Source organism: Leifsonia sp. Root1293 (assembly GCF_001425325.1).
Classification (GTDB): Bacteria; Actinomycetota; Actinomycetes; order Actinomycetales; family Microbacteriaceae; genus Orlajensenia.
In genome coordinates this window covers 2435864-2449409 of record NZ_LMEH01000001.1, presented here as the reverse complement: position 1 = coordinate 2449409, position 13546 = coordinate 2435864, and the positions used below count along the sequence as shown (strand labels likewise).

At 70.0% G+C, this 13546-nt stretch carries 11 protein-coding genes and 1 pseudogene; 8 read left to right on the top strand and 4 right to left on the bottom strand.

Annotated elements, in window-relative coordinates:
• Positions 1 to 180 precede the first annotated feature (180 nt).
• Entirely contained in the window at positions 181 to 1680 is a 1500-nt protein-coding gene (locus ASC59_RS11490) for an FAD-binding oxidoreductase (RefSeq protein ID WP_235492673.1), read from the top strand.
• Between the two features lie 129 nt (positions 1681 to 1809).
• Here the strand turns inward: ASC59_RS11490 and ASC59_RS11485 are convergent, their stop codons facing one another.
• Complete coding sequence (locus tag ASC59_RS11485; protein ID WP_055822366.1) at positions 1810 to 2856, bottom strand: LLM class flavin-dependent oxidoreductase; 1047 nt, start codon at positions 2854 to 2856, stop codon at positions 1810 to 1812.
• Between the two features lie 143 nt (positions 2857 to 2999).
• On the opposite strand from ASC59_RS11485, the gene ASC59_RS17515 reads away from it, so the two are divergent.
• The 4 genes from ASC59_RS17515 (at position 3000) to ASC59_RS11465 (ending at position 5834) form a co-directional block, all read left to right on the top strand.
• Positions 3000 to 3248: a hypothetical protein gene (locus ASC59_RS17515; protein ID WP_055822364.1), complete on the top strand. Its 249-nt coding sequence runs from the start codon at positions 3000 to 3002 to the stop codon at positions 3246 to 3248.
• A gap of 100 nt (positions 3249 to 3348) precedes the next feature.
• Entirely contained in the window at positions 3349 to 3789 is a 441-nt protein-coding gene (locus ASC59_RS11475) for a YdeI/OmpD-associated family protein (protein ID WP_055822362.1), read from the top strand.
• Positions 3786 to 4253, top strand: a complete 468-nt coding sequence (locus ASC59_RS11470) for a gamma-glutamylcyclotransferase family protein (RefSeq protein ID WP_235492672.1) — start codon at positions 3786 to 3788, stop codon at positions 4251 to 4253. Before ASC59_RS11475 ends, ASC59_RS11470 begins: the two co-directional genes overlap by 4 nt.
• A gap of 165 nt (positions 4254 to 4418) precedes the next feature.
• Positions 4419 to 5834 carry an HNH endonuclease signature motif containing protein gene (locus ASC59_RS11465; protein ID WP_082513548.1) on the top strand — a complete coding sequence of 472 codons (1416 nt, stop codon included), beginning with the start codon at positions 4419 to 4421 and terminating at the stop codon, positions 5832 to 5834.
• Between the two features lie 62 nt (positions 5835 to 5896).
• Here ASC59_RS11465 and ASC59_RS11460 read toward each other — a convergent pair whose 3' ends face one another.
• Both ASC59_RS11460 and ASC59_RS11455 read right to left on the bottom strand, forming a co-directional pair.
• The gene (locus ASC59_RS11460) at positions 5897 to 6157 is read right to left on the bottom strand and encodes a glutaredoxin family protein (RefSeq protein WP_055822358.1); all 261 of its coding nucleotides are present in this window, start codon (positions 6155 to 6157) and stop codon (positions 5897 to 5899) included.
• A 38-nt stretch (positions 6158 to 6195) separates the two neighbouring features.
• Positions 6196 to 6837, bottom strand: coding sequence for a TetR/AcrR family transcriptional regulator (locus ASC59_RS11455; protein WP_235492708.1), 642 nt, complete (start codon positions 6835 to 6837; stop codon positions 6196 to 6198).
• Between the two features lie 99 nt (positions 6838 to 6936).
• Between ASC59_RS11455 and ASC59_RS11450 the strand changes: the two genes are divergently transcribed.
• The 3 genes and pseudogenes from ASC59_RS11450 to ASC59_RS11440 form a co-directional block, all read left to right on the top strand.
• The gene (locus ASC59_RS11450; protein ID WP_055822356.1) at positions 6937 to 8505 is read left to right on the top strand and encodes a purine-cytosine permease family protein; all 1569 of its coding nucleotides are present in this window, start codon (positions 6937 to 6939) and stop codon (positions 8503 to 8505) included.
• The gene (locus ASC59_RS11445; protein ID WP_055822354.1) at positions 8502 to 9533 is read left to right on the top strand and encodes an agmatine deiminase family protein; all 1032 of its coding nucleotides are present in this window, start codon (positions 8502 to 8504) and stop codon (positions 9531 to 9533) included. Before ASC59_RS11450 ends, ASC59_RS11445 begins: the two co-directional genes overlap by 4 nt.
• A pseudogene (locus tag ASC59_RS11440) lies at positions 9530 to 11284 on the top strand (amidase); the annotation flags it as partial. The gene ASC59_RS11445 and the pseudogene ASC59_RS11440, both read left to right, overlap by 4 nt.
• 411 nt (positions 11285 to 11695) lie before the next feature.
• Here the strand turns inward: ASC59_RS11440 and ASC59_RS11435 are convergent.
• Positions 11696 to 13531: a carbohydrate-binding domain-containing protein gene (locus ASC59_RS11435; RefSeq protein WP_055822352.1), complete on the bottom strand. Its 1836-nt coding sequence runs from the start codon at positions 13529 to 13531 to the stop codon at positions 11696 to 11698.
• Positions 13532 to 13546: the final 15 nt, after the last annotated feature.

Here is a 13546-nt window from a genome sequence, read left to right as displayed (position 1 = left end):
GGTTCTCCCCGAGCCGAGTGCCGGGTGCACACCGATGGGCGCCGCCGCCGGCGGGTGTTCGATGGAGCTCGCGCCTCGTGCGGCGGAGGAGGGCCTCGGGCCCCGCCGATCGTGTAGAGGCATCCGCTCCGTGACGGAGCAGCTCCACCCGAGGAGCGCCTCACCCGAAAGGACCCATCTGTGAACACCCCTGCGCCCGCCGCGATCGCCGAGTCGATCGCCCACCAGTCCGCTGCCCCGGTTGCCACCCCGGCTGCTGTACCGATCCCCGCCCCCGCTGCCGCGTCGATTCCGGCACCGACCTCGCCCTCCTCCGATGCCCGTGCCCTCCTGGCTCTGCGCGACGCCCTCGACGGATCGGTGCACCTTCCGGAGGATGCCGACTGGGATGCCGCTCGCTCGGCGTGGAACCTCGCCGTCGACCAGCATCCGGCCGCCGTCGTCATCGCCGGCAGCGCGCACGACGTCGTGCTGACCGTCAACGCCGCCCGCGAGCTCGGCCTGCGCGTCGCGCCGCAGAGCACCGGTCACAATGCCGGCCCGCTCGGTGGTGCGGACACCCTGGCCGACACCATCCTGCTGCGCACCAGCGCGCTCCGCCGCGTGAGCATCGTGCCGGAGTCCCGCATCGCCCGCTGCGAGTCGGGTGCTCTCTGGGCCGACGTCACCGCGCCGGCCGCGACTTTCGGGCTCGCCGCTCTCGCCGGATCGAGCGCCGACGTCGGCATCGCCGGGTACCTGCTGGGCGGCGGCGTGAGCTGGCTGGCCCGCTCGCACGGCCTCGCCGTGAATAGCGTCACCGCCATCGAGATCGTCACGGCCGATGGACTGCTGCGCCGAATCGACGCCGACCATGAGCCCGAACTGTTCTGGGCCGTGCGTGGCGGAAGCGGCAACTTCGGCATCGTGACGGCCATCGAACTGCGGCTGTTCCCGATGACGGAGGTCTACGCCGGAACGCTGTTCTTCCCGCTCGCCGACGCGAGTCGGGTGCTGCAGGCGTGGCGCGAGTGGACCGCCGACGTGCCGGAGCAGGTCACCAGCGTCGGTCGCATCCTGCAGTTCCCGCCCGTGCCCGAGTTGCCCGACTTCCTGCGCGGCCAGAGCTATGTCGTGATCGAGGCGGTGCTGCAGGCGCCTCCGCTCGATGCCGACGACGTGCTCGCACCGCTGCGTGACCTGGGCCCGGCCATCGACACGTTCCGCCCCACTCCGATGGCGGAGCTCGACCAACTGCACATGGACCCGCAGGGTCCCGTTCCCGGCGTCGGCGATGGCTTCGCACTGGCCGAGCTCACGGCTGACGCCGTCGACGCGTTCGTGGCCGCTGTCGGAGCGGGCTCGGGTTCTGCGCTGCTCTCGGCGGAGATCCGTCACGTGGGCGGTGCGGCCGGCCGCGCTCCACGGGGAGCCGGCGTCGTCGCGCACCTCGACGCCGAGTTCCTGGTGTTCGGCGGGGGCATCGCGGCGACGCCCGAGCTGGGCGCCGCTGCTGCGGCATCCGTGGTTCGCCTGGCGGATGCCCTCTCCCCGTGGCGCTCAGAGGTGCTCTACCAGAACTTCGCCGAAGGGGCTCAGGCGCCCGCCGCCATCTGGGGATCAGCACTCGACCGCCTGCGCGCCATCAAGGTCGTCTACGACCCCGCCGACAGCATCCGCTCGAACCATCCGGTGCTGTAGCGGCGAGAACGGAGAAGCTGCGGGTCAGAGAGCGTTCTGACCCGCAGCTTCTGCGTTCTGGGCGAAGTCCGACCGGGGGTGGGCAGATCCGACCCGGTGGGCTTGGGCAGCCCGGCGAGCAGCGGGGGGCTAGAGCAGTTCGCCCGCGAGCAGTTCCAGTGTCTGGGCACGGCCCGGCGTCGCGTCGAGGGGGTCGCTCGCGAACGCGCCGCTGATGGGCGACACCATCACCTCGTCGACTCCGTAGCGCGCGGCGAGCTGGCGGACCGCCTGGCCGGCGGCATCCGGAGCCCCGATGACCCAGCGCTTCTCCATGGCGGCGACGAGCTCGTCGGTCGCGGTGTCGCGACCCGAGTTCTCGGAGTCCTCGACGGTCTCGAGAACGCTCAGCGGGCGTCCGGTGCGGAGGCGGGCCATCGCGCGCATCTGGGGCAGGGCGCGGCGGCGGGCCTCTTCGGCGGTCGGTGCGACGGAGGCGTTGAGCGTGAGGAACGTCTGCGGCTCCGGATGCTCGGGACTCGGCGTGTAGTTGGTGCGGTAGAGCTCGAGGGCCGCCTCGATGCCGTCGCCGGAGAAGTGATAGGCGAACACGTAGGGCAGGCCGTGGCTCGCGGCCAGGCGGGCGGAGTAGTCGCTCGATCCGAGCAGCCAGATCGTGGGAACACTGCCGGCGGCGGGGGTCGCGTGCACCGTGTACTCGCTGCCGCTCGTCATGCGGAGGGCGGCTCCACCGGGGTGGATGAGCGCCTGGATGTCGGCGATGTGATCGGGGAAGCGGTCGACGTCTGCGGTCGGACCGCTGATACGCAGCAGCTGGGTGATGACCGGGTCGCTGCCTGGGGCCCGGCCGATGCCGAGGTCGATGCGCCCGGGGGCGAGTGCCTCGAGTGCGGCGAACTGCTCGGCGACGACGAGAGGCGCATGGTTCGGCAGCATGACGCCGCCGGAGCCGACACGGATGCGCTCGGTCTTCGCCGCCGTTGCCGCGATGAGCACGGGCGGTGTCGTCGATGCGACCGAAGGCATGTTGTGGTGCTCGGCGTACCAGTAGCGGGTGTAGCCGAGGGTGTCGGCAAGCTGGGCGAGCCCGACCGAGGCGGTCATCGCCTGGGAGCTCGTCTGCCCGCTGCGCACGGGAATGAGGTCGAGAACGGAGAGGCGGAGTGGAGCAGTCATCTCCAAGGGCAACCGGCGAGGAGAGGCGGCTATTCCGGGAGAGATGATCCGGTGATCCGCGGCTCGAGATTCCGTCTCATGGGGGAGCGGGTTCGTCCGGTCGACGGATGCCTTCCGGTACGGCATCCGCCTACCGTCGACTCATGGCTGACACGAAGAAGGCTGCATTCGATCCGAAGGACCCGACGGCACGCGGCTGGGCGCTGGGCCTAGCCATCGGGATCGCGCTGGGCGCCGGTCTCGGCGTCGCCATGGGAAACGTGGGAATCGGGATCGCGATCGGTGTCGCCATCGGCACAGCACTCGCCGTCTCCTTCACCGAGATGTACAAGAAGGAAGACGCATCGCGCGCCGAGACGGATGACGACGAGGCCCCGCCGCCGACGACCTGACCGGGCGACGGACTGCGGGCGTTGGCCGATGGGCGAACCGGCCGGTTCCACGGTCGGTCTGACCGGCCCATCATCCGCCTGACAGGTCCATAATCGAGCCATGCGCTTCTCGACGACGATGTTCCTGGTCGGAAACAACACGGGAATCCCCGTGCCCGAGGAGGTCATCGAGGCGCTCGGGGGCGGAAAGCGCCCTCCAGTGAACGTGACCGTGAACGGCTACGAGTACCGCAGCACGGTGGCGCCGATGGGCGGCAAGTACCTCATCGCCTTCAGCTCCGACAAGCGTGCGGCGACGGGCATCCAGGGCGGCGACCCCATCGAGGTGGAACTCACGCTCGACACCGAGCCGCGCGTCACGGCGGTGCCCGACGATCTGGCCGCGGCGCTCGCCGCGTCGGCGCCGGTGCAGGCTACTTTCGACAGGCTCTCACCGAGCGCGAAGAAGGCGCATGTGGTGAACGTGGAGTCGGCGAAGACCGATGCCACTCGCCAGCGTCGCATCGAGAGCATCGTGGCGAGGTTGGCGGCGTCAGCGTGAGCGGCGTCGGCGGGATCGGTGGCATGGGCGGTGGCGGCGTCGGCGGTGGCGACGTCGGCGGCTTCGACGGCGGCGGCGGCCCGAGTGTCGGCGGCGGCGCAGGTATCGGCGGCGGGACTGCGGCGACGGTGGAACATCTCTTCTCCTATGGGACGCTGCGGCTCGCTTCGGTGCAGCGCGGCACCTTCGGCGCCGAACTCCCGACGCGCGACGATGCTCTGCCGGGATTCCGACTGGGGATGCTGACGATCACCGACCCGCACGTCATCGCCCTGAGCGGGTCGGACCAGCATCCGATTCTCGAGGCGACGGATGACCCCACGGACAGGGTTGCCGGTTCGGTGCTGGATCTCACGCCGGAGCAGCTCGCGGCCGCCGACGCCTACGAGGTGGCCGACTACGTGCGGGTGGCAGTGACGCTGGCATCGGGGACGCCGGCGTGGGTGTACGTGGCTGCTCGCTGACGGACTCAATCCCGCGCGGTCGGAGGGCGTCCACTGGCAGTCGCCGGCACTCCTCCCCAAGGCTCGCTGGCGCCGCGAGATTCCACAGCACTTGCGCCTGAAAGCCCTGATCAATGGCGCGATTCGTCCGTTTCGAATGTCGGTGGGTGCTGGGAGACTGTGTGCATGGGAAAGGTACCGGCACCACTGGCTCCTTTGCTGCACGACGTTGCAGCGCTGGCCGCGGTGTGGGCCGATGCCCTGCCCGCCTTTCGACCGTTGCCGACCGATGCTCAGGGTGGACTCGAGCTGATGGGTGGCCCGGGTCTGCTGGCGGTGACGGATGCGCTGACTCGACTCCGCCGTGATGCCGACGCCCTCCTGGTGCGGGCCGCGGCCGAGGTCGGCCGACGGTCGGGCCCGGAGTCGGGCGCGGAGGGGTTGGCGAAGAAGAGCGGGTTCTCCTCCCCGGTCAGACTGATCGCCGCATCGACAGGCGGCGGCACCGGTGAGGCGGCCCGGTTCATCGCTGTGGGTGTTGCCACGGCACGCAGGCAGGACTTCACCGGCATGGCCAGGCCGGCGCGGCATCCGCACGTCGCCGCCGCACTCGACGCCGGGCTCATCTCCGTCGACGCGGCCGGGGCGATTACCGGGATGCTCGACCGTGTGGGACCCCGGGCCGACGCAACCGCCGCAGAGGGCATCGAGCGGATCCTCGCCGAACGCGCTGCCGACCTGCCATTGAGCCTGCTGGTGCGGGTCATCGCAGAGGCTGAGGCGCGGCTCGATCCCGATGGCGCCGAACCGCGGGACGAGGAGCGATGGCTCGGCCGGTCGTTGAACATACGGCAGACCCGCACCGGGATGACGGAACTCACCGCTCGGCTCGATCCGGAGTCCGCGGGGCTCGTCAAGACGGCGATCGAGGCGATCGTGTCCGACGGGCTGCGCACGAAGAAGGGCAGCGGCGAAGCCGCAATGTCACCCGAACCCGTGATCGACGATGACCGCAGCATCCCGCAACGTCAGGCCGACGCGTTGGTCGAGATCATGCGCCACGTGCTGGGCTGCACCGGCACTCTGCCGCCACTCGCGTCGGTCACCACGATCACCCGCATCGACCTCGATGCTCTCCGCACCGGGCACGGCCTGGGAGGTATCGACGGCATCGACCAGCCCGTCTCCGCCGGAACCCTGCGCCGCATGGCGGCATCCGCCGATCTCATCCCGATGGTGCTCGGCACCGACAGCATCCCCCTCGACGTCGGTCGCACCGCCCGCCTGTTCAACAGAGCGCAACGCCTCGCGTTGTTCGAACGGGACGGCGGGTGCGCCAGCTGCGGCCAGAATATCGGCTACACCCACGCCCACCACATCCGCTGGTGGAAGCGACATCAAGGCAGAACCGACATCGGCAACGGAGTGCTGCTCTGCAGCTTCTGTCACCACATGATCCACCGCGACGGGTGGGGAATCCGGGCCACCGCGGACGAGGTGTGGTTCATCCCACCGCCGCACGTCGACCCCGATCAAGAGCCGCGACTCGGCGGGAAGGCGAGGTTCAACCTGCCCCGAGTGGCGAAAGCAGGAGCTGCATGATTCTCCGCGGTCGTGGCGGCGGGCCCCGAATGGGACGGGTTCGAGCTCAGCCCGAAGTGAACCTACGCGGCGGCGGTCTCGAGCTTGGCGCGCAGGGTGGCATCCGTCGGCTCGACGAAGTGATCGCCGTCGGGGAAGACGACCACGGGAATCTGGGTGCGTCCGCTGATCGCCTTGGCACGGTCGGCTCCGTCTTCGACGGTCTCCAGGTCGACGTAGTCGTACTCCACGCCGAGGCCGTCGAGGAGGCGCTTGGAGCGGCGGCAGTCGCTGCACCACTCGGCGCCGAACATGGTGATGCGGTCGAAGGTCTCAGAAGTCATTGGTCAAGCCTAAGCTCGCTCTGCTGAACATCCGCTGGTCACGCCTGTCGGCCCGGCGACCCGAGCGCCCCCGACTGCAGCCCCAACGCGTGCTCGAGGGCGTCGGTGATGAGGCGTCCGCGGGCGGCTGGGTCGCGGTACGACACCAGGCCCTGGGCGCTGAGCCCGTCGACCATGCCGAGCAGGTGCCAGGCGACCGCCTGTGGGTCGGACGCGGTGAACGCGCCCGTGGCGCATCCGTCCTCGATGACGCCGAGCACGAGGTGCTGCCACGCATCCATCTGGGCACGCACCGCCGTGGCCAGAGGGACGCTGCGCCGACCGAGGCTCCAGCCGTCGAGCCAGACGGCGGTGACGTCGTCGCGCCCAGCCTCGACCAACGTGTGGATGAGCGCTGCGAGTCGGTCCGTCGGCGCGGTGTACGGCTCGACGATGCTCGCGACCTCGGCCAGCTCGGCGGAGACCACGGCAGTGAAAGTGTCGGCCACCAGCACTTCCATGTTCGGCTGATAGTGGGCGACGAGAGCCGGCGTCACCCCGACGCGCGCGGCGACGCTGCGCAGAGTCACGGCCCAGAGACCACCCTCGAGTGCGACGTCGTGGGCTCCCGCACGGATCTCGGCCGAACGCTCCTCGGGGCTCTTGCGCGCCGCTCGTGGACGAACCGCTCTTGACATCATCACCTCCGGCTGGGTAGCGTCTCCCCAATCTTATTGATCGCTCGATCAATAGCAAGGCCCTGTTTCGGCAGGGCGTCTGGCCATCGAGAGGCATGACCCATGAGCATCGACGCTTCCCCGCGACCCTCGGATGCCGCACCTGCGGAATCCGCAAGCGCGGACGCCGCAGCCGCAGCAACGGCAGTAGCAGCCGCAGCCACGGCAACGGCAACCGCAGCAGCATCCGCCCACCCTCTCCACGAGGTCGACGCGGCCGGTGTCATCGAGACCCGGGGAACCGACTTCATCCCCGAGAGCGAACGGCACGGCAAGCCCCGGGAACTGTTCTGGGTCTGGATGAGCGCCAATGTGGTCTACCTGTACTTCGTCATCGGCGGCGTGCTCATGCTGCTCGGTCTCGGCATCTGGGAGTCGCTGGCCGTCGTGGTGCTCGGCAACCTGTGGTGGATCGCGGTGGGCTGGCTCGCCATCAGCGGACCGGCATCCGGAACCCCGAGCGTCACCGTGATGCGCTCGATGTTCGGAGTGCGTGGCAACCGGATCTTCGGGGCCGGGCTCGGCGTGGCCATCGGCATCTTCTTCGAGATCATCAACATCGCCTTCGCGACCCTCGCCTCACTGGCGCTGCTCGATCACCTCGGCATTCCGCTGCCGGATGGCGCCGAGTGGGGTGTGCTCGCCGTGGTGGCGGTGCTCAGCTTCGGCATCAGCGTCTACGGTCACGCGACGATCATCCGTCTCAGTCCCACCTTCACCGCAGCGCTCGCCGTCTGCTTCGTGCTGCTCGCCGTCTTCGTGTTCGGTGCGGCCGACTACGGCTACGCGCCGGCGCCGCTGCCCACGGCAGACCACTGGGGAATCCTCGTGCTCGGCTTCGCCATCGTCGCAGCCAACCCGCTGTCGTGGGGCACCGGTGCCGACTACGCCCGCTATCTGCCGGCCTCGGTGTCGAAGAGGGCAGTGATGGGCTGGACGGCACTCGGCGGCTTCATTCCGGCCGTCGCCATCGCGGCGCTCGGCGTCTTCGCCGGGTCGGTGATCGACATGACGGACCCGCAGATCTCCATCGCGGCCATCGTGCCGGCCTGGTTCTATCCGGTCTTCCTGTTCGTCATCGTGCTCGGCAGCATCACGAACAACGTGCTCTGCGCCTACTCGACCGGCCTGTACTTCCAGGCTCTCGGCGGGCGCCTCGGGCGCATCCCACGCGCCTGGACCGTGGTGATCACGGGACTTCTCGCCACAGCCATCACGGCCTACCCGCTGTTCATCGCTCCCGACTTCCTCGACACCTTCAGCGCCGCACTCGAACTGAGCGTCACGGTGCTCGGCCCCCTGGTGGCGGTCTACGCCGTGGACATCATGGTGCGCCGCAACCGCTACGACGGTCGGGCGCTCGGCGATGAGAGCCGCACCAGCCCGTTCTGGTACAGCCACGGCGTGTTCTGGCCTGGCGTCATCGCGATGCTCGTCGCCACCACCATCGCGGTGCTCATGGCGAACACCACCCTCTACGTCGGCCCGATCGCCGCGGTCCTCGCCGGCGCCGACTTCTCCGCCCTCGCCGGACCCCTTGTGGCCGGCAGCCTCTATGCGATGCTCTGGTATCGCACGAATCCATACCGCGACGCGAGCCGTCGCCCGGCAGCACTGGAGCTGAACGCATGACCTGGCTGATGCCCCCCGAGACCGCTCCCCACGACCGGATCTGGATGGCCTTCCCCGTCGCCGGACTCACCATCGGCGACTCGGAGGAGGAGCGCGAGGCAGCCCGCGCCGCGTGGGCATCGGTCGCACACGCAGTGCTCGAGTTCGAACCCGTGACCATGGTCGTCGACCCATCGGCGGTCGACGACGCCCGTCGTCATCTGAAGCCAGAGGTGGAGGTCGTCGTGGCCCCGCTCGACGACTTCTGGATGCGCGATTTCGGGCCCACCTTCGTGTTTGACGAGCAGGGCCGGCCCGGCGCGGTCGACTGGATCTTCAACGGATGGGGTGCTCCGGCCTGGGCGACGTGGGGCAAGGACCGTGAGATCGCCCGATTCATCGCCGGGGAGACATCGGTTCCCGTCGTCTCGTCGATGCTGGTGAACGAGGGCGGGGCGATCCACGTCGACGGCGAGGGCACAGTCATCATCACCGAGACCGTGCAGCTCGACCCCGGCCGCAACCCCTATGCCGACAAGGCCAGGGTCGAGGAGGAGCTGGCGCGCACCATCGGCGCCACGAAGGTCATCTGGCTGCCTCGCGGTCTCACCCGCGACTACGAGGACTTCGGTACCCGCGGCCACGTCGACATGGTCGCCACTATCCCGTCGCCGGGCACGATCCTCCTGCATGAGCAGCCGAATCCCGCTCATCCCGACCACGAGGTGATGCGCGACCTCCGCGCATTCCTTGAGACGACGACGGATGCCGCCGGCCGGTCGTGGACCATCATCGACCTGCCGGCCCCGGCCCAACTGGAGGACGAGGAGGGCTTCGTCGACTACAACTACGTGAACCACCTCGTGGTGAACGGCGGAGTGATCGCGTGCGGCTTCGGCGACGACGAGGCGGATGCCCGGGCACGCACCCTGCTCGAGGGCGCCTACCCGGGCCGCCGGGTCGTCACGGTCGACGCCCGCGAGATCTTCGCCCGCGGCGGTGGCATCCACTGCATCACGCAGCAGCAGCCCACCGGGGTCGCGCGATGACCTCGACTGCAGCGCAGCGGCCGGTCGACGTCGTCGAGGCCTCGATCGCGCAGCTCGGTGCCGCCCTGGCGGCCGGCGACTTCACGAGCGTCGAGCTCGTCGCGGCCTACCTCGAGCGCATTGCCGCCTATGACAGGCAGGGGATCAGGCTGAACGCGGTTCCTGTGCTCAACCCTGCGGCCTTCGCCGACGCCCGGGCGTCCGACGAGCGCCGCGCGGCGGGCCGTGCGCTCGGCCCTCTCGACGGCATCCCCTACACGGCCAAAGACAGCTACAAGGTGCGCGGGCTCACCGTGGCTGCGGGGTCGCCAGCCTTCGAGAACCTGGTTGCGACCGATGACGCCTTCACCATCGCGCGACTCCGGGCCGCAGGCGCCGTGCTCCTGGGCCTCACGAACATGCCTCCCATGGCCAACGGCGGCATGCAGCGAGGGGTGTACGGCCGCGCGGAGAGCCCGTACAACCCCGAGTTCCTGACCGCCGCCTTCGCCTCGGGCTCCTCGAACGGATCGGGCACGGCCACCGCCGCCAGCTTCGGAGCGTTCGGGCTCGGCGAGGAGACCTGGTCGAGCGGTCGGGCGCCTGCCTCGAACAACTCCCTCGTCGCCTACACGCCGTCCCGCGGCGTCATCTCGGTGCGCGGCAACTGGCCGCTCGTGCCCACGATGGACGTGGTCGTGCCGCACACCCGCACCGTGGCCGACCTGCTCGCCGTGCTCGATGTCATCGTGGCCGACGACGCCGAGACCCGGGGCGACTTCTGGCGCACGCAGCCCTGGGTGTCGATCCCGGCGTCGTCCGAGGTGCGGCCGGAGTCGTACGCCGGGCTGGTCGGGGCATCCGATGTCGGTGCGGATGCCGGCCCCGGTGCCGCGCTCGCCGGCACGCGTCTCGGCATCCCGCGCATGTACATCAACGACGACCCCGAGGCTGGCACCGCCCAGGCCGGAGGGATCGGGGGCCCGACGGGGGAGCGTATCGAGACGCGCGCGTCCGTCATCGCCCTCTGGGAAGCAGCCCGCCGCGACCTCGAGGCCGCAGGGGCCGAGGTCGTCGAGGTGGACTTCCCGGTGGTGTCGAACTACGAGGGTGACAGACCCGGAGCGCCGACGATCGCCACGCGCGGCCTGGTGAGCGCCGACTACCTCAAGCGCGAGATCGTCGACCTGTCGGTCTGGGCGTGGGACGACTTCCTGGCCGCGAACGGAGATCCCGCGATCGGCGGCGTCGCCGACGTCGACGGCGCGCGCATCTTCCCGCAGCCGCCCGGCGCCCTGCCCGACAGGTACACCGGTTTCGACGACGACATCGCTGAGTACCCCGACTTCGCCCGGGAACACCCGTCGGGAGAGCTGATCGACATTCCGCTCCTCGAGGCTGGGCTGCGCGGGCTCGAGGAGACCAGACGCATCGACCTCGAGGAATGGATGGCCCGGCTCGGCCTCGACGCCGTGGTGTTCCCTGCCGTCGCCGACGTGGGGCCTGCCGACATGGACGTGAACGAGGTCTCGGCCGCGCGAGGATGGCGCAACGGCACCTGGGTGGCCAACGGCAACCTGGTTCCGCGACACCTCGGCATCCCGACGGTGACGGTGCCGATGGGCCTCATGGACGACACCGGCATGCCCGTGGGCCTGACCTTCGCGGGAGCCGCCTACTCCGACACGGCGTTGCTGCGACTCGCGGCCGCTTTCGAGGCGACGGGAGCGCCGGGTTCGCGCCGGGTGGCACCCGGGCGAACGCCGGCGCTGGCGGGAGACGCTTCCGACGCGACGACGGATGCCGCTGCGGCCGTCGGTGGAGCAGTCGCCGGCCCGCCAGCCGGCGCGCCCGCCCTGGTGCTCGAAGCCGAGGCCCTGCCTCCCGAGGATGGTCGCGTCGAGATCGTCGTGCGTGGATCGTTCCAGGCGCCGGCCGGTCTCTCGTCCCTCACGATCTCGGTGGACGGCGTGCCGGTCGAGACCCAGGTCGACGACGCCGGCTTCGTGGCCAGGGCCACTGTCGCCGAAGAGGCCCATCGAGTGCGTCACAGCGTGTGGCGCCGACCCTACGGATCGATGGTGGTCGCCGTGCTGCGCGATGCGGCGGGCGCGGCGGTGGGCGCGACGGTGAGCGTCGGCGGGATCTAGCAGCTGCCACCTGACAGCTCGCCGAGTACTCGTTCAGCGAGCGGGAGGGCCACCCATCTCGGTGGCCTGCTCGCCGGCGACGGCGGTCCCCGCAGCGGCGCCGTCGACAGTGACCGTGTACGTCTGCCCGTTCACGATGTCGGCGGAGGAGAACACCACCGAGGCGAACTCCTTCGTGGCCGTGAAGCTCGCGACCACGGTTCCGTCCTTCGAGGTCACCTCGACGGTGCTGCCGTCCGGATGGCTCGAGTCGAGCACCGCCGAGATCGAGGCCTGGTCGGCATCGGCATCCGGAGCCACGACCATGCCGGCGCTCCCGACCGCCAGCAGAGAACCGCCGCTGATCGAGAATGCGCCGTCGACGTCGAGGGCACCGTTCCCACTGCCGGTCGGGCCGTTCACGACCACGGTGCCGCCGGACATCGACGCCGATCCGTTGGAGTCGAGGCCGTCGCCCTCCGAGTTCACGGTGAGGGTTCCGCCCGTGATGGAGAGGCTCATGTCGCCGGTCGCAGTGCCGTCGGTCGAGTCGGTGGCGGCGTCGTCGTCTGCCGCCGCGTCTGCTGCATCCTCGGCCGCGGCATCCGCCGCCTGATCGGGCCCGCCACCCATCCGGCCGCCCCCGCCCATCGCGCTGGCACCGCTGCCGTCGGAGACGTTCACCCCGTCGTCGCTGGCCGTCACCGAGGTGGTGCCGCCGGCGACGGTGATCTCGGAGCTCTCGAGGCCCTCGTACGACTGCGAGATGGTGAGGGTGCCGTCTGAGACGAGCAGGGCGGTGTCGGCGTGTACGCCGTCGTCGCCCGTGGCGAGCTTCACCACGCCGCCGGAGACGTGGACGGCGTTGTCGGAGTGCACGGCGTCGTCGGCCGCGTCGATGCTGACGTCGCCGCCACCGAGAACGACGATGGCGCTGGCTTTGATCCCCTTCGCCGAGGCGTCATCGGCCACGGTCTTGTCGGCGCCGCCACCTGAGGTCACGTCGAGCGCGCCTGCCGTCATCACCACGTCGGTCGTGGCCGAGAGGCCGTCGCCCGTCGCCTCGACCGTGACAGCTCCGCCCTCGATGGCGATGTAGCCGCGCGTGGCGTCCTCGTCGTTGTCGCTCTTCAGGCCGTCTCCGCCCGCGGTCACCGTGATGGTGCCGTCGAGGATCGCGAGGTAGTCCTTGGCACGGATGCCGTCGTCCTGGGCGTCGACGGTGATGTCGCCGTCCGCGATCACGAGGCCGTCCTTCGAGGAGATCCCGTCGTTGCTGCTGCCGGTCACGTCGAGCGCTCCGGTGCCCGTGATGGTGAGGTCGGCCGCGCTCGACAGGGCCGCGACGGGGGTGTCCACATCGGCGTCGGCGTAGCTCGCGGCATCCGTCAGCGTGTTCGTCGACCCGTCGGCGAGGATGACGACGGCCTCGTCTGCGGCGACGATGCTGATCGCCGATCCCGTCGAACTGGTGATATCGACCCCGTCGAGCACGAGCTTCACCTGGCCGTCGCCGGTGCTGTTCACCACGACCTGGCCATCTGCGAGGGTGCCGGTGAGGTGGTAGGTGCCGGCCTCGGAGATCGTGACGGTTCCATTCTCCTCGTCGAGGTCGATGGCCGTGGCGTCGGCCTCGCTCCACGCTGCATCCGAGTCGCCGTTCTCTGCGCTCGTGTGGGTCTTCTGGTTCGCGGCCAGCACTTCGGCTGCGGTCTGGGTGACGTCGACGGATGCCGGTGGCACGAGCTCGGCTGTGGTCTCGCTGCTGCTGGTCGTGCTCGACGTGCTGCCGCTACCGCTGCCGTTGTCGGTCTGGGTGACGGCGCAGCCCGCGAGCACGAGGCCGGTCGCGAGCACGGGGACGAGGAGGAAGTACTTGGGGGATCGCATGATGGCTCCTGGAGC